This window comes from Luteolibacter ambystomatis (genome assembly GCF_018137965.1).
Taxonomy (GTDB): Bacteria; Verrucomicrobiota; Verrucomicrobiia; order Verrucomicrobiales; family Akkermansiaceae; genus Luteolibacter; species Luteolibacter ambystomatis.
Genome location: NZ_CP073100.1, coordinates 2,742,240 through 2,767,161, shown reverse-complemented (window position 1 = coordinate 2,767,161; position 24,922 = coordinate 2,742,240). Strand labels below are relative to the sequence as shown.

Annotated in this window: 13 protein-coding genes; 7 read left to right on the top strand and 6 right to left on the bottom strand. The window is 64.0% G+C overall.

Annotated features, from left to right (window positions below; all coding sequences use genetic code 11):
* Nucleotides 1-131 precede the first annotated feature (131 nt).
* The 5 genes from KBB96_RS10630 (at nucleotide 132) to KBB96_RS10610 (ending at nucleotide 12,681) form a co-directional block, all read left to right on the top strand.
* Nucleotides 132-1,763: a rhamnogalacturonan lyase B N-terminal domain-containing protein gene (locus tag KBB96_RS10630; protein WP_211629388.1), complete on the top strand. Its 1,632-nt coding sequence runs from the start codon at nucleotides 132-134 to the stop codon at nucleotides 1,761-1,763.
* 143 nt (nucleotides 1,764-1,906) lie between these two features.
* Nucleotides 1,907-2,578 (top strand): hypothetical protein, encoded by a 672-nt coding sequence (locus KBB96_RS10625; RefSeq protein ID WP_211629387.1) that lies wholly within the window; start codon nucleotides 1,907-1,909, stop codon nucleotides 2,576-2,578.
* Nucleotides 2,579-2,603: 25 nt separating this feature from the next.
* Nucleotides 2,604-8,684 (top strand): rhamnogalacturonan lyase family protein, encoded by a 6,081-nt coding sequence (locus KBB96_RS21235; RefSeq protein WP_211629386.1) that lies wholly within the window; start codon nucleotides 2,604-2,606, stop codon nucleotides 8,682-8,684.
* 541 nt (nucleotides 8,685-9,225) lie between these two features.
* The gene (locus KBB96_RS10615; protein ID WP_211629385.1) at nucleotides 9,226-11,889 is read left to right on the top strand and encodes a beta strand repeat-containing protein; all 2,664 of its coding nucleotides are present in this window, start codon (nucleotides 9,226-9,228) and stop codon (nucleotides 11,887-11,889) included.
* A gap of 96 nt (nucleotides 11,890-11,985) precedes the next feature.
* The gene (locus tag KBB96_RS10610; protein WP_211629384.1) at nucleotides 11,986-12,681 is read left to right on the top strand and encodes a hypothetical protein; all 696 of its coding nucleotides are present in this window, start codon (nucleotides 11,986-11,988) and stop codon (nucleotides 12,679-12,681) included.
* A 71-nt stretch (nucleotides 12,682-12,752) separates the two neighbouring features.
* Here the strand turns inward: KBB96_RS10610 and KBB96_RS10605 are convergent, their stop codons facing one another.
* Together KBB96_RS10605 and ilvD are read right to left on the bottom strand one after the other, a co-directional pair.
* On the bottom strand, nucleotides 12,753-15,371 hold the full coding sequence (locus KBB96_RS10605; RefSeq protein ID WP_211629383.1) for an alpha-N-acetylglucosaminidase: 2,619 nt from the start codon (nucleotides 15,369-15,371) through the stop codon (nucleotides 12,753-12,755).
* A gap of 189 nt (nucleotides 15,372-15,560) precedes the next feature.
* Entirely contained in the window at nucleotides 15,561-17,240 is a 1,680-nt protein-coding gene (gene ilvD / locus KBB96_RS10600; protein WP_211629382.1) for a dihydroxy-acid dehydratase, read from the bottom strand.
* A gap of 71 nt (nucleotides 17,241-17,311) precedes the next feature.
* On the opposite strand from ilvD, the gene KBB96_RS10595 reads away from it, so the two are divergent.
* Nucleotides 17,312-18,208, top strand: a complete 897-nt coding sequence (locus KBB96_RS10595) for a LysR family transcriptional regulator (protein WP_211629381.1) — start codon at nucleotides 17,312-17,314, stop codon at nucleotides 18,206-18,208.
* A 153-nt stretch (nucleotides 18,209-18,361) separates the two neighbouring features.
* On the opposite strand, the gene KBB96_RS10590 is transcribed toward KBB96_RS10595, so the two are convergent.
* The 3 genes from KBB96_RS10590 to KBB96_RS10580 form a co-directional block, all read right to left on the bottom strand.
* Nucleotides 18,362-18,550 carry a hypothetical protein gene (locus tag KBB96_RS10590; RefSeq protein WP_211629380.1) on the bottom strand — a complete coding sequence of 63 codons (189 nt, stop codon included), beginning with the start codon at nucleotides 18,548-18,550 and terminating at the stop codon, nucleotides 18,362-18,364.
* Between the two features lie 217 nt (nucleotides 18,551-18,767).
* On the bottom strand, nucleotides 18,768-20,240 hold the full coding sequence (locus KBB96_RS10585; RefSeq protein ID WP_211629379.1) for a FecR family protein: 1,473 nt from the start codon (nucleotides 20,238-20,240) through the stop codon (nucleotides 18,768-18,770).
* Nucleotides 20,237-20,785 (bottom strand): sigma-70 family RNA polymerase sigma factor, encoded by a 549-nt coding sequence (locus KBB96_RS10580; RefSeq protein ID WP_211629378.1) that lies wholly within the window; start codon nucleotides 20,783-20,785, stop codon nucleotides 20,237-20,239. Before KBB96_RS10580 ends, KBB96_RS10585 begins: the two co-directional genes overlap by 4 nt.
* Nucleotides 20,786-21,070: 285 nt before the next feature.
* Between KBB96_RS10580 and KBB96_RS10575 the strand changes: the two genes are divergently transcribed.
* Entirely contained in the window at nucleotides 21,071-22,285 is a 1,215-nt protein-coding gene (locus tag KBB96_RS10575; RefSeq protein ID WP_211629377.1) for a M14 family metallopeptidase, read from the top strand.
* Nucleotides 22,286-22,594: 309 nt separating this feature from the next.
* Here the strand turns inward: KBB96_RS10575 and KBB96_RS10570 are convergent, their stop codons facing one another.
* Nucleotides 22,595-24,781 (bottom strand): discoidin domain-containing protein, encoded by a 2,187-nt coding sequence (locus tag KBB96_RS10570; protein WP_211629376.1) that lies wholly within the window; start codon nucleotides 24,779-24,781, stop codon nucleotides 22,595-22,597.
* Between the last annotated feature and the right edge of the window lie 141 nt (nucleotides 24,782-24,922).

Below are 24,922 nucleotides of genomic sequence, written 5' to 3'. Positions count from 1 at the left end.
GCCTGCACATCATGCTCCTCTATTCATCCTAATCCTTACGGGTTATTGTCGGAACGCCCGCAAATGACGGACGATTCCGTGATCGGGTGTTGGTGGCGGAATACGCCATATCCCTCCTTCTCCAGATGAACGTGTCACGATTTTCCCTCCGGTTCGCCACGGTCGCGGTGGTCGTCACGATCGCCCTTCTCGCGGATCGCGCGCATGCCGCCTTCGGTGTCGTCACGGATGACAAGTGGCACACGGTGGACAGCGGCGCGGGGCTCGTCTTCCGGGTCATGCGTGCCAGCGGCAGCATCGATTCCATCAAGCTGGATGGCACGGAGCTGAACGACCGCGGCAAGGCCTCGGCCATCGCCTCCGGTCTCGGCTCGCAGGGCACCACCACCGCCGTCACCGCGGATGCCAATCTGGTGAAGGTCACCGTCACCACCACGGGCGAGAACCAGGTGGCGGCGAACATGACCCACTACTACATCGTTCGTAAGAACGAGAATGTGATCTACATGGCCACCTACGCGGGCAATGAGCCACGCGTGGGCGAGCTGCGCTGGATCACCCGTCTCCAGGGACCGTTGTTTCCCGGGACTCCCGCCGAGTCCACCACCCGGGACAACACGCGCGGTGTGGAATCGAAGGACGTCTTCGGCCTCGCCGATGGAACCACCCGCAGCAAGTACTATGGCAACCAGCGCGCGAAGGAGCTCGCCATCCGCGGCGTCACCGGCACGGGGCGCGGCGTTTACATGGCCTATGGGAATCGGGAAAGCTCCAGCGGCGGGCCGTTCTTCCGGGACATCCAGAACCAGAGCGGATCGGACAGCGAGGTATACAACTACATGAACTCCGGCCATGCCCAGACCGAGAAGTGTCGGACCGGCGTGCTCCATGGTCCCTACGCGCTGATGTTCACCAAAGGCACCACTCCCGCGATGCCGGACATGAGCTTCATGGCGGATCTCGGTCTCACCGGCTGGATTCCCGCCAGCGGCCGCGGCCGGGTGGCCGTGCTCGGACTGGAGGACAGGGACCCGGCCATACCTTACACCATCGCCTTCTCGAATCCCACCGCGCAGTACTGGATGGAGGCCGCGCGTGGCGATGGCTCCGCTACCAGCCCCTGCATGAAGCCGGGCGACTACACCATGACGGTGTACAAGAACGAACTGGGCGTACACACCGCACCGGTGAAGGTGATCGCGGGACAGGTGACGAACCTTCCACCGATTCGTCTCACCGATGATCCATCCCGCATGCCCGCACTCTGGCGCATCGGCACCTGGGACGGCACACCGCTGGAGTTCCGGAATGGCGCGAACATCCCCCGCATGCATCCCTCCGACAGCCGTCAGGCACCTTGGAACCCGGGTGCCTATGTGATCGGAAAAAGCAACCCTGCCGATTTTCCCGCATGCCAGTGGCGTGGTGTGAATGATCCGATCGCCATCAACTTCGATCTCAAGCCCGCCGAGGTGAAGGAGCGCACCGTGCGCATCGGCATCACCACCGCGTTTTCCGGAGGGCGTCCGCAGGTGGGCGTGAATGCCTGGTCCTCGCCCTTGCAGAAGTCTTCGTCCCAGCCGGACTCGCGCGGCATGACCATCGGCACCTGGCGTGGGAACAACACCACTTACACCTATCGTGTGCCGGCCAGCGCATTCACCACCGGGGCCAACAAGCTGGAGATCCGGATCACTTCCGGAAACGGTGGATCGGGATTCCTTGCCCCGGGCTGTGCGATCGATTGTGTGGATATGTACTAGTCGGATAGTAGGAAAACTCCATCATGGGCCGCCCGTTCCAACTCCTCCTCCGGTGCGCGTTTGCCGCCTGCTGCCTGCTGGCGGCGGGCGGGGCGCGGGGCATGACTGCGGAGTCGCCCTTGCAAAAGTCTTGAGGCGGAACCATGGCCGCTTCCCTCACAGCCTGCCGTCGTTTCCTCGCGATTGTGTTGTTGTGGGGAGGAGTGTCATCCGCGCTGGCGCACCAGCCGTATGAGAGCAGCGCCCGTGCGCGACTGGATGGCGATGGAGTGGAACTGGTGATCACCACCTCCCTGGAGATCGCGGGGCTCCTCGCCGGGGAGCCGCTGGCGGATGCCGCCGTGCTGGAGCGCATGGCTACGGAGCGCGTCGTACTTTACGAGGCCTCCGCCGATGGCCGGAAACTGGATCCGCAACGGGTCTTCGCCGCCATCCGGAACAACGAGGCCGTGTTCTCGATGGTCTATCCCGTGGAACGTCCGTCCGGTCTCAGTTTCCGCGCCGTCTATCTGAACAAGCTTCCGCCTGGTTATGGCGGATCGCTCGAGGTGGTGGATGCGGCGGGCCATGTGTTGGGACTGAATCCGCTGCTCAAAAGAGGCGAGGGGCGGGACACGCTGGACATCCGCACTCCCGTCCCACTCGCGGAGCGCGCGGCACCGGCTGCCGCCATCGTGTCCGTCCCGACGACAGCGCCGGGAATCCCTTCATCCACTCCCGCGCAGCAGGGCCCGCGATGGCTGCCCGCGGTGATCGGGATCATCGCTCTCGTGATCCTCCTCGTGCTTTCCCTCCAGCAGTTCCGGCACTCCTGAAACAGAAACTGAAAAACCCGCCCTCATGTTTCGCGTCCGATGTTCCCTTGTTTGGTTCGTATTTCTGCTGGGTGTTCCATGGGTGGCATCCGCCCAGCGACAGATGGAGCGGCTGGGCCGTGGGGTGGTCGCCATCCGCACCAGCAGCACGCAGGTGTACGTGGGCTGGCGCTTGCTGGGTAATGATCCGGAGGAAGTCGCCTTCAATCTCTACCGCTCCGCCAATGGCGCGGCCGCGGTGAAGGTCAATGGCTCGCCCATCACCACCACCACGAACTACGTGGATGCGCCGGGCAACCTCTCCACCACCGCCTACACCTATTCGGTAAGGCCGGTGCTCAATGGCGTGGAGCTCGCGGACGTGTGGGCGAACCTCGCCAGCGGACCTTGCACGCTGCCCTTGAACGCGTCTGCGCGCCAGTATCTCTCCGTGCCCATGCAACCCACGCCGGACGATGCGGCGGCGGGCGTTTCCTATGACGTGAAGTTCTGCTGGGTGGGGGATCTCGATGGCGATGGCGAATACGATTTCGTCATCGACCGCAGCAATCCGAACGTCGAGGCCCGCCAGTGGCTCCAGGCCTACAAGCGCGATGGCACGCTGCTCTGGCAGATGAACATGGGGCCGAACAGCGTGGACCACTACAACATCACGCCGGGCTCATCCTCCATCGGCATCGGCCACGGGGACAATGTTACGGTCTACGATCTCGATGGCGACGGCAAGGCGGAGGTGATCGTGCGCACGGCGAATGGCGTGATCTTTCCCAATGGCACCACGCTCACCGCGCCGGATGACGAGGTGCAATACATCTCCATTCTGGAGGGCACCACCGGTGTCGAGAAAGCGCGCGCCACCATTCCCGTGCCGGCGGCATGGGTCACGCGCACCCACATGAATGCCCACATGGGCATCGTCTATGCGGACGGCATGAAGCCTTCCATTTTCTATCAGGCTTCGAACCGCAATCCGGACGAGAGCTTCAATGACGTGGCCACCACCTGGGACTATCGCGGCGGCGTGCTCTCCCAGCGCTGGACGTGGCCCTTCAGCGGCCATACCGCCACCGCCCACCAGATCCGCCTCGCGGACGTGGACAATGATGGGAAGGACGAATACTGCGACATTGGCCACGTGTTGAAATCGGATGGCTCCGGCCAGATCAACGGCGGCGTGCTCAACGAGGTCGTCCACGGCGACCGCTTCCACATCACGGACATCGACCCGGACCGCCCCGGTCTCGAAACCTTCCTCATCCAGCAGAACAATGGCACCGGTCTCGCCACCGTGCTGCATGCTGCGGACAAGAGTGCCGTCATCCGGAAGTGGTATGCAGGGGATGTGGTGGATGTCGGCCGCGGGGTGGTGGGGGATTTCGATCCGAGTACGAAGGGCATCGAGATGTTCTCCACCCAGCCGAACGTCTATGACAGCAAGGGCAACGCGCTTTTCAGCCAACAGCCGTTCCCGCCGGAGACGATTTGGTGGGGTGTGGATGCGGGCACTGTTTCCTCGGCGATTCCGGGGCTGACGAAGCCATATCTCGGACGCCAGTTCATTGCCACCGTTGGCAGCAGTGCGGAGGCCCCGGCCATCGCGTGGTTCAATCCCCAGTATCCCGGCAGCCAGTCGCGCACCTATACGATCTACAATGAGACCTCGCCCGGCGTGTATCAGGCCTACGGCGGCCGACCCGCCTTCTGGGGCGACATCCTCGGCGACTGGCGCGAGGAGCTGGTGGTGGTGGCAAACGACAACTCCGAGCTGCGCATCTACACGACGAAGATCCCGGATGTGGTGAAGACCAGCAACGGCCAGCCGTTCCGGATCTACACCCTGATGCACAATCCCCAGTATCGCATCCAGGCGACGACCAAGGGCTACGTGCAATCGAGCTATACCGACTATTACCTCGGCACGGACATGACCCCGCCGCCACCTCCGCCGATGGTGGATGCGAAGCTGGTGTGGCGTGGTGGCAGCGGTGCCACCACCTGGGATGCCGGCATCACCCCGAGTTGGTTGAACAACGGGACGAATAGTACTTTCGCCAACGGCGATACGGTGCGCTTCGACATCGGCGGGGACGCGACCACCGCGGTGGCGCTCATGGGCACGCTCCAGCCGGGAGCCGTGACCGTCTACAGTCCGAAGGATTACGCATTCACCGGCAGTGGTTCGCTGGGTGGTGCGATGACGCTGATGAAGGCGGGCAAGGGAACGCTCACGCTGGGCGGAACGCATGCCTTCACCGGCAAGACCACCGTCTGGGATGGCGCGCTGGTGGTGAATGGCAGCCTGCAAGGAAGCCCGGTCACCGTGTGGGGGGGCACCTGGGGCGGAGCGGCGGCAGGTGGGAATACCGGCGGCCGGATCGCGGGCACCGGCCAATTTTCCCAGCCGGTCACGATCAAGTACCGCGGTGCGATCACGCCCGGCTTGGGCATGGGTAGTGCGGGTGCGCTGGCATTTGGCAACGGACTCGCCGCAGAGGATGGCGCGGCCTTCGCCATGGACTTGTCCGATGATTCATCCGGCACCACCAAGGCCAACGACCGCCTCGCGATCACCGGCAATCTCTCGCTGTCCGGCAAGGTGAGTATCGTGGTGAATCCGCTGAACGGCGCGCTCGCTCCCGGCACCTATACGCTCGCCACCTACACCGGCACGCTCACCGGAAGCGTTTCGAATCTCGCCGTGGTGGTGCCCGCGGGCACACCCTACACGCTCGCCGCGGATAGCGGCTCCATCCGCCTGACGGTGCCGGTCACACGCGCCGCGGCCACCGTGACGTGGCGTGGCACCGGCGCGAACTGGGATCTCGCTTCCAGCCAGAACTGGCTGCGCGCGGGCTCTCCGGATGTCTTCGTTTCCGGGGACACCGTCACCTTTGACAACACCGGAGCGGCCAGCCCGACGGTGTCGCTTGCGACCACGCTGCCTGTCTCCGGAGTGACGGTGAATGCGAGCAACGACTACACCTTCAATGGTGCGGGTGGCCTTTCCGGCAGTGGCGGCCTGACCAAGAGCGGCAGCGGCACGCTCACGCTCGTTTCCTCCAACCATAGCTACACCGGTCCCACGGTGGTGAATGGCGGTGTGCTCGCCGTATCGGCATTGGGTGATGCGGGCACTCCGAGTTCCATCGGCGCATCCAGCGCGGCGGCATCGAATTTCGTTCTCAATGGCGGCACCCTCAGCCTCACCGCTTCGCAAACGAACACGAACCGCAATCTCACGCTCGGCAGCTCCGGCGGCACCATCGACATCGCGCTCGCGAACAGCTCGATTCAATCCAGCGGCACGATCAGTGGCAGCGGTGCCCTCATCAAGACCGGTCCGGGTACGCTGCTGATCGCCAGTGCGAACACCTACACCGGTGGCACCATCCTCAATGGCGGCCGTATTTATCTGGCCGGATCGACGCCGAATACCAGCGGCCTCGGCAGCGGACTGATCACGATCAACAATGGCACGCTCTCCATGGCGGACGTACAGGCCAGCGAGACCGCGGCGTGGAATGTGGCGGTCCCTGCGGGTGGCGTGGCACGCATCGATGCGGACGGACGTTGCGGCCTGACGGGCAGCCTCACCGGCGCGGGCGATCTCACGTTCTACTCGCCGTATGTCCGCACGGATCTCAAGGGCAACTGGTCGGCCTTCAGCGGCAGGCTCACGGTGCTCGGGGATTTCCGCATCGCGAACTCATCCGGCTATGCGGCTGCGGCGGTCACATTGGGCGACAATGCCTACGCCTACTACAACCTCACGATGAGTGGCAACGTGACGCTGGCCATGGGCGAGCTGTCTGGTGTCTCCACCGCCGCCCTGCGTGGCGGGCCGACCTCCGGGCGCACGCTGACGTGGCAGGTAGGGAACAAGAATACGGATTCGTTGTATGCAGGATCCATCGGCAACAGCACCGGCATCACCGCGTTGACAAAGGTTGGCACCGGCACGCTCATGCTCAGCGGAGCCTGCACCCACACCGGCGCGACCACGGTGCAGGCGGGCGCATTGGTGGTGACCGGATCGCTCACCGGCAGTGCGGTGACGGTGCAGAACGGTGCGACGCTCGGCGGCAGTGGATCGATCACCGGTGACGTGGCGATCCAGAGCGGCGGCAAGCTCGCCTTCACCGCTGTCAATGGCGTGGTGTCAGGCCTCACCATCAATGGAAACCTGACGACGAACGGCACCATCGTCATCACGCCGGTGCCCGGCACCGGTGCGTTTCCCCAGGGCACCTACACCATCGCCACCTATTCGGGCACGCTCACCGGCGCGCCCGTGCTGGTGTGGAATCCACCTGTGGGATCGAACCAGACCGCCACCTTCGACACCACCACGGCCGGAGTCATCAAGATCGTGGTGAAGCGCGGGGCGGGCACCCTCACCTGGACCGGTACGGCTGGAACCACCTGGGATACCGTGGCGGCAAACTGGTTGCTCAACGGTGGCAGCGAGGTCTTCCTGTCTCCGGACAGCGCGGTGTTCGATGACACCTCATCGGTCAATGCGATCACCATCGCCGGTCCGGTCACGCCCGGTGCGGTCAGCGTGGCGAATACCACGAAGAACTACACGCTCACGGCGGCCAACGGCGGCATCGATGGTGCGGGTCTCCTTACCAAGACCGGCACCGGCACGCTTTCGCTGGGTGCGGCGAATCTTTTCAGCGGCGGCAGCGTGATCCAGGCGGGCACCATCGCGCTGCTGGATGCTGCGGCGAATGGCGGCGCGCTCGGCACGGGCCCGGTTACATTGGATGGCGGCACCTTGAGGCTCTACAGCCTCGGCAGCAGCAGCACCAGCGCGGGCACTTTCCCGAATGCGATCCAAGTGGCGGCGGGTGACAGCGGTTCGCTGGTTGCCTTCGGCCGCGGTACCCTGTCGGGGACGGTGAGCGGAGCGGGCACGCTCAATTTCCAGACCGACTACGTGCGCTGTGACATCACCGGCAACTGGAGCGCCTTCACCGGTCTGATCAATGTGACCAAGGGCCCGAACGGTGGCGACTTCCGCATCAACAACACCAACGGCTTCGGCACCGCACGGATCAATCTGGCCACCGGCGTGGGCATGTACATGCAGGTGAATTTCGGTCCAAGTGGCCTCACCAATACCATCGGCGAACTGACCGGCACGGGCGAGCTGCGCGGTGGTCCCACCGCGGGGCGCACCATGACGTGGAACGTGGGCGGCGCGAACACGGACGCCCTGTTCAGCGGTGCGATCAAGAACGGCACCGGTTTCACAGCGATCACCAAGAGCGGCAGCGGCGCATGGACGCTGGCAGGAGCGAGCACCTACACCGGAGCAACCACCGTTTCCACCGGTTCGTTGTGGATCACCGGCTCACTTGGTGCCACCGCGGTGTCCGCGTCCTCCGGTGCCACGGTCGGTGGAACCGGGACGGTGGGAGGGAATCTCACGCTGGGATCGGGAGCGAGGCTCGCGCTGGGAGTCGATTCCACGGTGACCCGCGGTCTGACCGTCTCAGGGACGGCGGTCTTGAATGGTGCGATCACGGTGGTGCCGGCCTTGCTGGGCGGCACGCTTTCACCCGGTACCTACACCTTGTTGTCCACCCCCGCAGCGATCACCGGATCGCCGGTGTTCACATGGAATGACACGACGGGGGCGGGCTATACCGCCACGTTCGATACCTCCACCGTGGGGCAGGTGCGCATCACGCTCACGGCAACGGTCGCTGCCGCGACTTTCGCCCAGTGGTCCGCCGCATCGTTCTCCGGCCAGACCGATCCACTCATCACCGGCCCGAACGCGGACCCGGACAAGGATGGTTGCCAGAACCTGCTGGAGTATTTCTTCGGCAGGTCGCCCCTGGTGGCGGAGCCGGGCAGCCCGCTGGTGTGTTCCCAGGACGGGCAGGGGAACATCGTGCTGACGTTCTCCATGTCGAAGACCCTGGTGAATACGTCATACAAAGTACGACGTTCATCGGACATGGTGACCTGGGTGGATGTGGAGGTCATCCCGGTGGTCGTGAGCGAGAATGACACCACCCGCCAGATGAAGGCGGTCATTCCGCGCGGCACCGCTCCGGCGGGATTCCTGCGCCTCGTGGTGACGGGAAACTGAAGTCTTCGTATGTAGTTCCTCCTTTAGGAGGGCTGGGTGGAGCGACGACGCGTCAGAAACCCTCCTAAAGGAGGAACTACGTACGAAGAGGCACCACGGTCGCGCGATGATTGTAGCGCAAAACAGACAAAAAATATCGTATGCGCGGATTTTGATCTAGGGCGTATATCCGATTTTGCAAGGAGTGGATGGGCGGGTGGAATGGTGGTGGCGGCCTGATTTGAGCCGTTCATATCCAGAATTATATGAATATAAAAGCGATTCCGGGCACTCCCGGCATCGGCTTCCACCATGAGTGGCCTTCATTTCGGCGTAAATCCCTCATGTGCGCTAGGAAACAAACGATGTCACAATGTGTCTTCATGGTTACTGCGCAAAAAACACACAAATTTGTTTTGACGAGCAATTCGGCTTGGGTAGGTTGCCAGCCAGTTCCTCCCGTCCTGCCGTTCCATTCCGGGGCGGCGTCCATCCGCTTCCGATCCGGGAAGAGCCCATCATTGCAGATCCATCCGGCCCGTCCGCCACCCTCTCAAAAACCATGAAACCGAGTCCGCTCTTCCTCTCGCTCGCGATGTTCGCGGCCTGGAACTCCGCCGCCCGCGCCACGACCTACACCTTCAACGGTACCACCAGCGATGCCTGGAACACCGATACCAACTGGTCCTCCTCCGCCATCGCACCCGGCACCGGTTCGAGTGTGACCCGCGTGAACATCAACGCCACGGCACTCTATGACCTCGGCACCACCGCCACCTACACCGGCACCACCGGCAGCGCGGAAGGCCGTTCGATCGTCATCGGAAACAACGACACCGGAAATTCGAAGCTCACCGTCACCAGCGGCACTATCGTGGCGAATGGCGGGGACACCAGTTTCGTCGGTGGCGGCCAGACCAACAGCTATGCCGGCGCGGCGCAGCTCGTCCTCTCCGGCGGCAACCTCACCTCCAGCGGCCAGTTCGGCGTCCTGACCCGTGGCACCGCCGCGGCCAATGCCAGCGTGACGGTCAATTCCGGCTCCACCTTCACCGCGGATGTGATTTCCTTCGGCACGTTCGCGGGCAGTGCGGGCAGCGCCAGCATCAACATCAACTCCGGCGGGGTGGTCGAAACGCGCACCATCCTGGAAACGAACAACGTTACCGGCACGCTCCAGTTGAACATCGACGGCGGCAAGCTGCGCGCTTCCGTCACCGGTACCGATCAGGAGTGGGTCCGCAACACCAATGTCGGCCCGGCTCTGCGCATCCTTTCCAACGGCGCGACCTTCGAGTCCACGGACACGGTGGGTGAGAAGCGTTTCACCTGTGCGATGGTAGACGGCGGTTCGCCCGCGGGCGACGTGCGTTTCACCGGCGGCGGCCGTTTCATCATCCATGCCGACAACACCAACACGGGCAAGACCACCGTCGACGCGGGCACCACGCTGACCATCGGCTGGGGCGGGGGAGTGGGCACGCTGGGCAGTGGCCAGCTCGTCAACAACGGCACCATCGCCCTCAACCGCACCACCCACCTGAGCCAGAGCGCCATCCCGGGCCTGTCCGGCGGCCTCCAGTCGAACTTCGAGCAGAAGGGCGTGAACGTCCTCACCCTGGATGTGCCGAACTCCAATACCGGCACCACCACCGTGAGCACCGGCGTGGTGCGCGCGACCAACTCCGGCGCGCTCTCCGCGGGCGGCATTGTTTCGGTCAAGGCCGGCGCGCAGATCGCGTTGTCCGGCGGCGTGACGATTCCGAAGGATATCGCCGTCACCGGCGCGGGTTATACCGGCACCTTCACCGGCACCGAGATCCTCGCCGGCTCGCGCGGTGCGATCTCCAGCTCCGCGGGAACCAATACCCTCAATGGTGCCGTCAGCGTCACCGCCTCGCCGGTCCGCATCGGTGTGCAGGAGGGTGCCTCGCTGGTGCTCAACGGCGCGATCACCGAGGCCGTCGCCGGTTGCAACGTGATCTTCCGCGGCACCACCGCGGGCAATGGCACCATCACCCTTGCCAATGCCAACAATCACTGGACGGGTACCTCCACCATCTACGGTGGCAGCGTCGTTCTCGGTGTGGACAACGGGCTTTCCCCGAACGCCCTGCTCAACATCGGCACCAATGGTGTTGGCACCAGCATCCTCGATCTCAACGGCCATGCGCAGGAGCTGGGTGGCATCGTGACGGACACCGTGAACAAGGGCGCATCCCGCGTGCAGAACAATGCCGCTACCGATGCCACGCTGACCCTCAACAATACCGCCGACAACACGTGGGACGGCATCATTCAGAATGGTGCTACCAATACCGTGAAGCTGGTGAAGAAAGGCACGGCCAGCCAGACACTCACCACCGCCCAGACCTTCACCGGCAGCACCACCGTGCAGGCGGGCACGCTTTACCTGAATGCCGCTCTGGCTTCCACCCAGGTCAGCGTTGGCGCGGCCGGGACGCTCGCCGGTTTCGGTTCGATCGCGGGCAGCACCACCGTGGCCGGTGTGGTCTCGCCCGGCAGCACGGCGACCACCGTCGGCACGCTGCCCACGCACGACCTTTCCTTCAATGGCGGCAGCTATCTCTGCCAGCTCAAGGCGGGCACCTGCGACCTGCTGGATGTGACCGGAAACCTGAACCTCACCAATGCCACGCTGACCACCGCCGTGCTCCAGGCGACCACGCTGACCTCCTACACGGTGGCGCGCTACACCGGCACCCGCACCGGCACGTTCAATCCCGGCGCCCTGCCATCGGGATTCTTCATCCAGTATGACGATGTGAATCGTACGGTGAACCTCGTATTTGGCGCGAGCCCCTACACCACCTGGTCCCAGGGGCTGGGCATGAATCCGTCCGGCGATGGCGCTCCGAACGCGGACTACGACCACGACGGCATCCCGAACGCGGTGGAATACGTCCTCGGCACCGATCCGAAGACCGCGTCGTCCAGCAGCTTCATGACCAGCTCGGACGGCACGAACTGGACCATCGCCTTCATCCGCAATGTCAACTCCGAGACCAGCGACATCTCCCTCTCGGTGGAGGCCAGTGACAATCTCTCCACCTGGCAGTCCTTCCACGTGGGCGTGACCACCGGCGATTCCTCGCCCGGCGTCTCCGTGATCACCCTCGATGCGCAGACGGAGATCATCACCGTGACCATTCCGCGTGGTAGCGGAAACCGCATCTTCGCCCGTCTCCGCGTTTCCGCTTCCTGATGCACGGGAACGGGTCCGCTTCGCGCTCTCCTCGACGTGAATGGACGGGCGGGGAGCGGGCCTCATCCGCTGCCTTCGATTTCCATCCCCCAGCCCATGAAAATTCTCCCCATTGTCGCGGCCATTCTCGGTTTCGCAGCTTCCGCCTCCGGCGCGGTGCTGGCGACCTTCACCTTCACGAATGTCGGCGGCGTGCCATCGCTGGTGCCCACGCTGGGACCGGAGGCCATCGCCGCCGGGGTCACCGTGAGCAATTTCATGATCGGCTCCGGCGCGGGAAGTCCAACCGACGAGGGGGCGTCGAACGCCCTGCGGATCACCGGCCTCGACACGCCCTCCACCAATACCGGCGCGGCGCTGGGATTGAACGCCTACTATTCATTCACCGTCACCATTCCGAATGACAAGGTGGTCACGCTCACCAGCCTGTCGATGGAGCTGACGGGGACGAACCTCTTCTACGACAACACCAGTGCCAACGGCCACAATGCGCGGGTCTATTCCAGCCTGGATGGATTCGATGATGTGATCGGAGACACTCTTACGCGCATCGGCTTCATCGGTTCGGGGAATCCGGTGGTGAATGCCGTGCCGCTCGGTGGTGGGTTCGCCGCGTTGCCGGGCACTTCGGTCACGTTCTACATGCCGTTCATCGACAACTCCGGAACGACCACGCGGTATCTCACCCTGGACAACCTCGTCATCAGCGGAACCATCGCCGTCCCCGAGCCGGACATGGCGTGGGTGGGTGCTTTTGGGGCCGGGGTGCTGGTGCTGCGCCGGAGGAGGTGAGAGATGTTTCATCTGCCGTCGCTCCGCGACTACCTTTTGTCGTAGGATTCTCCCGGGTGGACGCCAAAGATTCACTTCGTCGCCAACCGGTGTGCGTGGATCTCACCGGTGGATGTTGCCGGAGCGTTGCTGGCGAGTTCCGCTTCGATCTCCAGCCCTTGCGCCTGCGTGACATTCGGGAACTGGATCGCCCACACGTTGCCGGAATTCTCCGCGCCGGTGCTGCCTTCATGCGGATCGGACGAAACCGCCTTGCCATTCTGATAGAGCGTGACGTTGCGTACACGGACCTTGTCCTTGCCCGTGCCTTGGAAGGTGACGCCGAATTTGCCGGAGTCGGAGAACTTCCCTTCCACCGACCAGCGGATCTTTTTCCAATCCGCTGTCAGCTTGCCCGCACCCCATTCGCCGAGGGCGAAGGCGTCTTCGGGAACATCGGGGCGTATCGGACTCTTCGCGGGCGTGCGTGGTACGGATCTCTCGTACTTCGCGATCAGTTCGCGGGTGATGGCCAGCGGATCGCCTTCCGGCTCCGCGGTGAAGGTGCCCTGGCATTGATCGGCCCACTGCCATTCCCATTCGGCGAGATCCTTGAAGAACGGATGATTCTCCGGACCCGGACGACCGTAGACCTTGAGCAGCGTCTTGTCATCGAGGCGCTGGTCCTTCGGCTTCGCGATCTCCGACTGGAGGAAGACGAGATACTTCTCCCAGCGCTTCAGATAATAGGCACCGAGCAGGCCGTGCCACTGGCGGTTCGAGTAGTCGAAGTTCACCTGCGCCTGGCGGTTCGGCCCCCACAAGGTGACCAGCAGGCGGGCGGCGCGTTCGTGGAGTTTCTTTTCCGCGGCGTCCTTGCCCCAGCGGCGTGCGCTGGCAAGCCAGTTGCCGAGGCGGAATTCGCGGCGGGTGCCAAGCAGCCGGTCGAGATCACGGCCCAGTTCGAGATAGGCGCGGCAGGCCTTGTCGAAGGCGGTGCGGTCACCGGCCTCGTAGGCGGTGAGGATGTCCTTGCGCAGCACCACCGAGAGATCGGCCAAAGCCTGGCGTCCCCAATCGACGAGGTCGTAGCGATAGGTATCCAGCTTGCCGAGACGCTGGGCGTCGCTCGCGAGCAACTGCCACGCATCCCAGAGTTTTTCCAAGGGATAGCTGCGTGAGAAGGAGCCGGCGGAGGGCGAGCTGGCCTTGCCGTTCAGGGTCGGACGCGCACACAGAGGCGATTCGCCGGAGTTGTAGGAAGCGCCGCTGCCCGGAGCATAGACGTGATCCCACGTGGAGACCCATGCTTCAATCGCCGGACCCTCCGCGACGCCGAAACGCGAGGCCGCCCAGTCGCGCAACCACGCCTTGCCATTGTCCGCGGCACCGGGCTTGCGGAAGGTGCTTTCCAGTGCGGCCATGTAAATCGGTGAGTTCGCGTGGCTGCCCTCGCAGAAGACGCCGAGGCCCTGCACGTTCTTCAGATCCGGATTCACCGCATGGCGATCCAGCTCCAGCGATTTCTTGAGATTGCCACCGAGGTAAACACGCCCGCCGAAGTTGTGGATCACGCCGGAGACGAAGGCGCGGCCCCAGTAGTCCTTGCGGCGGCCATCGAGATCGAGGAGCAGCAGGCGGTCCTCCGGAATGGCCTTCACCACCGGCTCGTAGAGAGTCCAGGTCTGCATGGCGATCTTCGCCTGCGGGTCGGCCTTCATCAGCGCGTCGATGAGCATCTTGCCGACCGATCCGAGGTATGCCGGATCGTTCGATGGCGGCTTGCTCTCGTGGAAGACATCGCAGGCATACCAATGCGCCTCGCCGAAGAGACGCTGCTGTTCCTCCACGAACATCGAGGCGAGCTTCGGATACAGCGGATCGGTGGGATCGAGCTGGGCGGTGCCCTGGGGGAAACCGAACCACGGCTTCTTCTGCAGGATCTTCGCATCCGGCTTCAACTCGCGCAGCGCGAGCGGCACGTAGCCGGTGAAGCCCGGGGCGATCGGAGTCATGCCGAGCTCGCGCATGCGGTCCTGAATCTTTCGCCCGAGAAGCTGGTGGCTTTCCAGCCACGAGACCGGCATCGGCCCGCCCCAGCTCTCGATGTTCGCCATGAACTGCCACGGCAGGAAACACGGTCCGCACAGGAAGGATCGGATCGCGGCATCGCTCATGCCGATCTTCGTGAACACCGCGCGCCACACGCACTCGGTGCCGACCATCGCCAGCGGCATGTTCACCCCCATCAGCGCGAGGAAATCGATCTCACGCTCCCACTCGGCCCAATCCCACCACGCCATGGTGTAGCCGAAGGTGCAGAAATTATACGCCACCCGGTGCTTCAGTGCGGCTTTCGCGGAGCGAGGTTCGGTCGGTAGCGGCAGGGTGGCGGGCAGCGTCAGGTTTTCGCCGGTCCAGGAGAGCTGGCGCCTGGCATCGCGGCGCAGCCAGTCGTTGAGCGCCGCGCCGATGGCGATGGGCGAGTTGCCGCGCAGCACCAGCGTGTCTCCATCGCGGTCGATGGTGTAGGCGTCCGTATCGCTTTCGGTTTTTTCGCAGCGGATCTTCGCGGCGGCCTCTCCGAGCAGGCGCTTGATCAGGGCGTCCGCGGCGGGGAAGGGCGTGCCCGTGGCAGCGGCGAAGGCAGTGGGGGAAAAGGCGGCTGCGGCGGAGGCGGCGAGGAGTTTCTGGAACTGGCGGCGGTTCATGGGAAAAGCGGGCAAAAAGACGCGTCATGCGCTGTGCCGCGAAACCGCCGAACCTGACCGGGAATTTTCGCCAACTGTGGCTGACGCGTTCCGCGGCAGGCTGTGGCATCGGCGGGACGCCGATGCTTGGGAGGGAAGACGTCGCGGCGGGACGCCACGACCACGGCCTGCGGCGGGACGCCACAGCCACTACACCGCCAGCACCGCCCCGGTGTCCGCGCTGGTGACCAGCTTCGCGTAGCGGGCGAGGTAGCCGCTGCGGATCTTCGGCTCGGGCGGCGTCCACCTCGCCCGGCGTTCGGCGAGGATATCCTCGGAAACATGGAGATGAATCGTGCGCTTCGGAATATCGACCTCGATCCGGTCTCCGGGCTCGATCAGGGCGATGGTGCCTCCTGCGGCGGCTTCCGGGGAAACATGGCCGATGGCGCCGCCACGCGTGGCTCCGGAGAAACGTCCGTCCGTGATCAACATCACGGACTCGCCCAGACCGCGACCGGCGATGGCCGAGGTGGGCGCGAGCATTTCCGGCATGCCGGGGCCGCCCTTCGGTCCCTCGTAGCGGATCACCACCATGTCGCCGGGTTTCACCTGTCCCGTGAGAATGCCGCTGGTGGCTTCCTGCTCGGACTCGAAGATCACGGCGGGACCGGTGAAGGTCATCATGGTGGGGCTCACGCCTGCGGTCTTCACCACGCAGCCGTCCGGCGCGAGATTGCCGTGAAGCACGGCGAGCCCACCTTGCTGGGAATAGGCGCGATCGAGCGGACGGATCACCTCGGCGTCCTTCACCTCCGCCACGGAGATGGTTTCGCCAAGAGTGAGACCGCTCACGGTGAAGGCATCCAGATGGAGCAGGCCGGGGATTTCCGCGAGCCGCTGCAAGATCGCGGAGATGCCACCGGCTCGGTCGATGTCCTCCATGTAGTGCTTCCCGGAGGGCGCGACCTTGCAGAGATGCGGCACGCGCGCGGCCATGTCGTTGAAATCGCGCATCGTCAGCGGGATGCCCGCTTCATGGGCCACGGCGATGGTGTGCAGCACGGTGTTCGAGGAGCCGCCCATTGCCATGTCCAGTGCGAGGGCGTTGGCGAACGCACCGCGGGTGAGGATGTCGGAGGGCTTCACGTCATCGCGCACCAGCCGCACGATGGCGCGTCCGGCACGTTCGAAGAGCGCGTCGCGCGCGGGATCGGTGGCGAGGATCGAGCCATTGCCAGGCAGCGCCAGTCCCAGCGCCTCGCACAGACAGTTCATCGAGTTCGCGGTGAACATGCCCGAGCAGGAACCGCAGGTGGGGCAGGCGTTGCGTTCGATTTCACCGAGCTGATCCTCTGTGATCGCCTGCGCGGAGAGTTTGCCCACGGCCTCGAACACGGACGCGAGATCGAGCGATTCTCCAGTGGTCGGATTCTTTCCCGAACGCATCGGGCCACCGGACACGAAGACGGTGGGGATGTTCACCCGCGCCGCTCCCATCATCATGCCGGGTACGATCTTGTCGCAGTTCGGGATGCACACCGCTCCATCGAAACAGTGGGCGCGCAGCATCGTCTCGATGCTGTCGGCGATGATCTCGCGCGAGGCGAGGGAGTAGCGCATGCCGCCGTGGCCCATCGCGATGCCGTCGTCCACGCCGATGCAGTTGAACTCGAAAGGCACGCCGCCCGCCGCGCGCACGGCTTCGCGGACCTTGCGGCCGACCACATCCAGATGGGCGTGGCCGGGGATGATCTGGACGAAGGAGTTCGCGATGGCGATGAAGGGCTTGTCCCAATCATCCTCCGACCGGATCGCGCCGGTCGCGCGGAGAAGGCTGCGGTGCGGCGCGCGGATCGCGCCTTTCTTGACGATGTCGCTGAGAGCCATGCTTGGATATTGGCCGTGGAATCATCCATATTGGAATGACTCGATTGGTTGTCCTGTGATACCAATCCGGTATGAATTATTCCCTGCGCGAACTGGAGTGCTTTCTGGCGGTGGCGGAGGAGCTGTCGTTCACCCGGGCTGCCCGAAGGCTCAATCTCGCCCAGCCGCCGCTGTCCCGACATGTCCGGGTGCTGGAGGAGAAGCTGGGTGCGGTGCTCTTCGAACGCGAACCGCGCGGGGTCTCGCTCACCCCGGCGGGGCATTTGTTCTATGAGGAAACGCGGACGATTCCGAACCGCCTCACGCGCGCGGGAGAGGCGGTGAAGCGGACCGTGGCGGGGGAAACCGCGCGTCTGCGCCTCGGCTTCGTCAGCGCGGTGATGAATGACGATCTGGTGGAGATCCTGCGGCGTTTCCGCGGCACCCATCCGCAGGTGCAGATCCTGCTGCACGATGCGCCGCCACACGACCAACTGCGGGCGATTGCCGAAGGCAGGCTCGATGGTGGGTTCGTGGGCATCGAGGCACCCGCGGATGCGGCGGGAATCGAAGTCACGCCGTGGCATCGGGAAGCGCTGTGTTGCTTCGTGGCCTCGGATCATCCTTTGGCCGGACGGCGGCAGGTCGCGTTGAAGGAGCTGGCGAAGGAACCGTTTGTGGCGGTGGCGCATGAGGCCGCGCCGGCCTTCGCGGCATTGGTGGGGCGAATGTGCGCGGATGCGGGATTCCGCCCACGGGTGATCCTGGAGTCACCGCGCGCCCAGGCGGTGGCGGTGATGGTGGCGGCGGGATCGGGGATCGCGATTCTTCCGGCCGCACTGGAGAAGCTCGCGGGCAGCGCGGTGGTGGCGGTGCCGTTGAAAGGCCAGCCGAAGATCACCCACGTCTTCGCGCGGCGCACGGGGAGGGCGAAAGGAGCCCTCGGGGAGCTGATGGCCCTGTTGAAGGGATGGCCCGGGAAAAGGTGAGTGTCTCTCCTGGTGCGGTTGGAGCCTGCTGGCGTGGAGGCCGCTTTGGGAATCCCCTCATGACCTCCACGCCATCGTTCATTGCATTTGCATTACCCAAGAAAGAGAACCGGGGACAGGGACACCCCTTGCCGGGGTATCCCCGTCCTTTGCTCATGGCACCGAAATCCGGATGAAAAGCCTGCCATCCACCGCTTTGGAAAGCGGGATGCTGGTGAGGACCTGATTGGTGCCAGCTCCGACCGCGCTTGGCGAAGGATCCCAAGCGACATCCGCGGCGCGCAATGGCCCGCACAAGGACACGGATAGCAGACAACCGGTGAAAAGAGCCTTTTTCTTCATGGTTCGGGGGTTTTGGGAACGGGCAATACGATGCGCCTTGGTGGGGAGTGCCACCGCGTTTCAAAACCTGACCAAGAAAAACGAAGAAATTTGGCGGGGATTGTAGTCGAAAGCTCTGCTTTCGAAATGTCTCCGCCAGGTCCGTTGACGGTGGCTTGTCAGGCCGAAGGACGTCCGATCCCGAAGAGGGGAAGCGGAGCTTCCCCCTACATTGCCCTCACGGGTCCTTCACCCGCACCGCATTGTCATACGGCCGGTTTACGAAGATGAGCGTGTCCTTGTTCCGCAGGGCGTGGGTTTCCACGATGCCGAGTTCGGGAGCTTCCTGATAGAGGATGCCGTCCCGCACGTGCCAGCGGCCGCCGACGAAATTCTCCGTCGCCAGCCTGCCGCCCTTGTAGAAGCGGATGGTGCCGTCCGGCAGGAATTGACGCAGATGCTCAAGGCCGCTGTAAAAGTAACGCCACGTGCCGATGAAGTCCGCCTCGGTGGCGGTGGTGATCAGGCCTTCCTCGAACTGCACGATGCCGGTTGCACGGGAACCTCCCCTGATCGGTCGGAGGGTGGCCTTCAGCGTCCATCGGCCGGGCTGGTATTGGTTGCTCCCAACCAGCAGGGTGAAGAGGTTTCCGGTCACGTTCTGGGCGTAGTTCCCGGTGGTGCCGCTGTTCTCCGTGCGGCTGATCACCATGCCATCGCGAAGCAAGGCGACATCCTTCACCTCCACTACGGCGGGCCCCTGCATCCACTTGAAGACCGGGCGATACGTGCCGGACTTCCAGATCAGATGGGTGACGTCAAACTCCACCTGCTTCGCTCCGCCGCTCTTCACCTCCCAGCGGAAATCACGCGCGGGCATGCGACGCACGAACTTGTCACGGTCCAGCGGGATCGAGCTGACCACGTCCTCCGCTTGGTCATCATGCATCAGCGCCTGGTTCACCTGCAGCAGGCGAACGTCCTGCCCGGGAACGTGGAGCTGCACCTTTCCATCGAAGACACCCAGCTCGGTCCTGCCGTCCTCATGCACGTCCATGGCGAACTCGGTGCCGAGATCGACCACCCGGCCCTTTGCATAGTCCACATGGAAGCCCTCCGCGCCCTTCGGCACATACGCGACCAGCTTGCCCACGGCGAGGCTGCCCGCGGTGCCATCGATGATCGAGTAGTCGACCGGCCCCTCCAGCGTGACGCGCACGCCGGAGGCATACGTGAGCTCCACCAGACCGGTGCGGATGGAAAGACGGCGCGCCTGACCCTGCGTGCCAAGCAGATCCGGCTCTTGGCCGTTTGCCCACTCCACGCCCATGAGGCCGGTGATGCGGGCAGGCAGGGCGTCCACGGGGCGAGGTGGCTTCGGCGTGGGCACGGCGGCAACCGGCACTTTCACCTCCACCCTCTGTGGCGGGCGGCTGATGAATCCGAGTGTGAAGCACGCTGCGGCCGCTGCAGCACCGAGTGCCAGCTTCGCCGGGAAACTCAGGATGTTGTGAGGCTTCCTCTCCACGCCGGTGATGTCATTCAGCGCGTCCGCCATCATCGACTCGTGCGTGACCGTTTCCGCGTAGTAACGCAGGGCATCCTCATCGTGCATGAGGTCTTCGAGACGGCTGGTGTCGACTTTGCTCATCTCGCGTCCATCGAGCAGTTGGTCGATGAGCTTGCGGAGCTCCGGGGAGGTCGGCTTCATGACAGGGAAAGTTTGGATTGGATGCAGTGGCGCAGTCTCAGCCGTAGCCGCGAGATCGTCTTCTGGACGCGGTTCGGGTGCTCGGCGCGGTCCTGCGCATGGGCGGTGAGCGAGCCGCGGTCCACATACTTCAGACGCAGTAGTTGGAGCTCATCCGCGTCCAACTGGGACAGGCATTTGCGCAAGGCCTCCATGCGCGGCTCGATGTCCTCCAGGATCTCTTCCATCGCGCCGCTGATGCGGTGCAGGCTGTCCTCCGAATAAGTGACCACGCGTTCCTCGCGCGTGCGGTCGCGGCGATGGCCCATGGCCTTGAACCACGCCACCTTGAACGCCCACGCGCGCAGGTTGGTGTCCTCCCGATATTCGCCGCGGCGCTCCCAGAGGAAGATCATGGTCTCCTGCACCACGTCATCGCATGCGGCCTTGTGCGGCAGGATCGAGAGCACGTAGGCACGCAGCGGGACACGGAGGGCGGCGATCGCGTGAGCCATCTCCGCCTCGTCCTGCGGCACGGCGTGCGGCTCGACCGGATCGGGGTTCATCTAATGGCAGGTTCCGCGAAATGGCGGAAACTGACCAGAAAGTTTGAGAAAGGTTGTCGTCGGGCGGACCGCGTGGACGTAGGACCTTGTTTTACAATGTGAAGGGGAAGCGGCTGCCATGCGGTTTTCATAGCCATGCGTTCGTGTGGCAATATCGGACCGGGGTGGAAAACGGGGAATTCATTCGCGTCCGGTGGGAGGAAAGAAAATCCCGTGCCGCGGCGTTCCCACGGCACGCTGAATCCGTCATCCATCGCCTTGAAACGCATGGCTTCCTCCGCCTCCATGTCCCGCCCATCCAGCCGATGGCTGGTGGGAATGGCCGCCGTATTTCTCCTGCCGTCCTCTTTTGCCAAGGATCTGCCACCAGCGGAAAAGCACATCCGCCGCATCTGGGAGTTCGAGGACGCGGGCGTGAGCTTCAACGATGACTTTTCGCAAGGCCGTCTCAATGGTTGCGAGCAAGCCGGCACGGATGAGTTCAAGCTGACCCTTTCTCCGGAGAACGAGCCGATCAACCCCAGCCCGTGGTATGCCTTCAAAGTCACCTCGGCCACCGCGAGGACTCTCAAGCTTCATTTCGTCCTCACCGCGGAGGGTTCGGTGCTGCGGCCTCGCCTGAGCACGGATGGGAAGACGTGGACCGAACTGCCAAAGGAAGGCTTTGTCTCGAAGAGAGACACCCGTGAAGCGTGGGCGACGATCCAGGCCGGCCCTCGACCGTTGTGGGTGGCGGCGCAGGAATTGCTGGGCATCGCGGATCTGGAACAGTGGATGGACCGGAAAGCCAGGCTGCCGTTTGCGAAGGAGGAGCCGGTGGGCAAGTCCATCGAAGGCCGGACGCTCCGCAGCCTCACCTTCGGAGAGGGTGATGCGAAGAACCTCGTCTTCGTGATCGGCCGCCAGCATCCGCCGGAGGTGACCGGCAGCATGGCGCTGATGCAGTTCGTCGATACCATCACCGCGGACACCGATCTAGCGCGCCGCTACCGGGCGAAGTTCAAGACGCTGGTCATTCCGCTGGTGAATCCGGATGGTGTGGAGCACGGCCACTGGCGGTCCAACATGGGCGGCGTGGATACGAACCGCGATTGGAAGGCGTTCTCACAGCCTGAGACGCGCGCGGTGAGCGAGGCACTGGTAAGGATCGGCAAGTCTCCGGGTGTGAAGCCGTATCTCTTCATCGATTTCCATTCCACCGGCGAGGATGTGTTCTACACCCAGCAGGACAAAGATCCGACCTTTCCGCCGGACTTCACCCGCCGTTGGCTGGGTGCGATTCACGGACGTTTTCCGGATTACAAGTTCAAGCGCGAGGACGCGCACAACGTGGGCGTGCCCACGTCGAAGGGCTGGGCGTATGAGACCTTCGGCACGCCCGCGATCACCTATGAGCTCGGATATTCCACGGACCGCAAGCTGATCCGCACGGTGTGCGAAGGGGCTGCGGAAGAGATGATGAAGCTGTTGCTGGAGGACGAGGCGAAGCCGAAGCCATGAGTTCGGATCAAGCAGGAGCTGACGACTGGTTCTGAGCCCCGGAGGGGCGACGAATGGTAGCCGGTGGCGCAAGCCACCGGTCGTCGATCGGAGTGATTTCGAAGTCCCGGAGGGACGACGCTGCCTGCGCTCTCACCCAGGACCAACCGCATCGGATGATTCAATCCGGCGACTCACTCCAAATAAAACGCTCACAGACCTCCGTTTGCGTCGTCCCTCCGGGACTTCAATCATCATCCGGACGGTTCCGGTGGCTTGCGCCACCGGCTACCTTTCGCCGCCCCTCCGGGGCTTGGAAATCGCATCGTCTCACAACCCCGGCAGATTCCCAGCGTTCGAGGCATTCAGATACGCGAGGCTGATGCACCAGGAGGCGCCGTAGTTGACCCAGCCTTCCGGGTGGCGGTAGCGGCCCTCCGGCTTGAAGGGATACATCTCGGTCCCCGGGCTGCCGGAGATGGAGCCACGGCACAGCTCCAGGCGCGCGCAGATGTTCAGCGTGTGCTGGACCGGCCAGCCGCGCTCGATGCCGGTGAAGCCGAGCTCCGGCAGGCTGGGGGAGGCGGCGAGACGAGGATTCCGCCCGAAGGCCGCATCGGCCTGCGCGACCGCCAGCTCCAGCAGGCGGCGCTTGAGGGCCGGATCGTCCACTGCCCACGAGGCCGCCACCGCGCACGCGGGGAAGCTCACGATGCTCCCCACGTCGTTCATCCGCGGGATCGTCCAATTACTATCTTCATCGTAACGTCGGAAATCCCAGAGGTTGTCTCCACGGTGGACGGCGACTTCGGCCCATTGCTGGATCTTTTCCTTCAGTCCGGCAGGCGCGCGGTCGGGGTAGTTCTTCAGCAGCCATACCAGGTTCGGAATGGTGCGGTGCTCGCTCATGCGCTGGCCCTTGGTGGTGCGTGGGTCGTTCCAATCCAGCGTTTTCACGATCCATGCGGCTTGAACCACGGCGGCGTCGAGATATTTGCCCGCGTCGGCGCGCTTCTCGCGTTTCGCCACCTCATGCATGAGCAGGTTCGGCACGATCGAGTGGCCCGGAGCGTGGCGGCCTTTGAAGGGATTGAGGTCGCCGCCCATCCCGGAACCCTGGTTGAGCACGGAGATGGGTTTGTAGGTGGCGGGATCGGTCAGCGGATCGTTTTCCAGCGAGGGCTTCCAATTCTCGAAGCAGAGCGTCTTGCAGCGGTCGTAGAAGGATTGCGGCAGCCACTGCTTCAGCACCGGCCAGGCCCAGATCACGTAGGCGACCTGTTCGACGGTCTGGCTGTGGATTTTGCGACCATCCGGATCGCCGGAGGGATCGGTGGTGGCTGGATTGAGCAGATAGAAGCCCGCACCCCAGTGGATCAGCTTCACCACATCCGGTGCATCGGCTTTCGGTGGCTCGAATTCCTGGTAGTAGCGGCGCGCGATGTCCAGCGCGCCCTTGCCGCCCGGATCACCGGCGAAGTATTTGAACGAAGGATCAAGCACGCGCTTCTTGTCCGCCTCCCAATCGATCTGCCGGGGCATCGCCGCGATCCGCGCCGGGTCCGCCATCTGGAACATGACCAGCGCGGGAAGGATCGCATCATAATACGTGCCGTCCCGCCACGGGCAGCCGCCGTAGGCGCTGGGGTGCGTGCCGACCACGCTGCGGGAGTCGATCAGGAAATCCACCGCGGGCTGCCAGAAGCGCTCCTTCATCAGGTCCGTGCGGATCCAGAAGGGATCGCTGGTGCCATCGCGGAGCGTGCCGCCCTTCACCTCCACCACGTATTCGGCATCGCTGTCGGCGGGCTTGAAGTCGGAGAAGTCGCCGATGTTGCCCTTGATGACGCCTTGGAACAACGGCGATCCACCCGAGGCCGCACGTACGATGAATGGCGTGCCGTCCGGGCTCAGCGGCGCGGTGAAACGCTTCGGCCACGCGGTTTGGAAGCCGACCTGGTTGAGCGCGATCTGGTGGACGTTCCGAGCCACCGGTCCGCCGGGACGGACCACGGCCTTCACGCCGGTGCCGGCGGCTTCGTCCGCGGCTCCATAGACGGCGATCTCACGGATGCGGCCCGGACCGCCGGAGGGCAGGGAAAGGCGCAGCTTGGTGACATTGCGGGCGCTGACCAGCACGCGGCGGACGTCCTCCTTGTTGCCGCGCACGCGGCCAGCATCGGTCAGCGACCATTGGCCGTTTTCCCACACGGAAATATCGAAGTCGGCGAGCTGGGCCTCGCTCCGCCAGCCGGAATAGACATCCACGGCGGCGATGTCCGCCGGCTGCGCCAGCGTGATCTCCAGCCAGGGGTTCTTGTCGTTGTTCGCATTCGCGATCCAGCGGGACTCATCGCTCTCCACGCCATCCACCGCATTCTTCGCGGGGCCTTCGGTTTTCTCGCTGCTGGCCTTCACTGCGGCTCCGGTGGCGAGATTGCCCGCGCCGTGCGCCATCGCGCTCAGAGCGAGACCACAAGTGACAAAGGCCGGAAGAAATCGGGCGTGCGTGTGCATGATGGGTTTACGGAATGAGGTGGGGAATGTTGCGCTAATTTGAAATTATATTTTATAATGTGGCTGCTGCGTCTCGCAGCAGGCCGTGGCGTCGGCGTCCCGCCGAAGCTCTGGATGGAGGGTGTCGCGGCGGGACGCCAC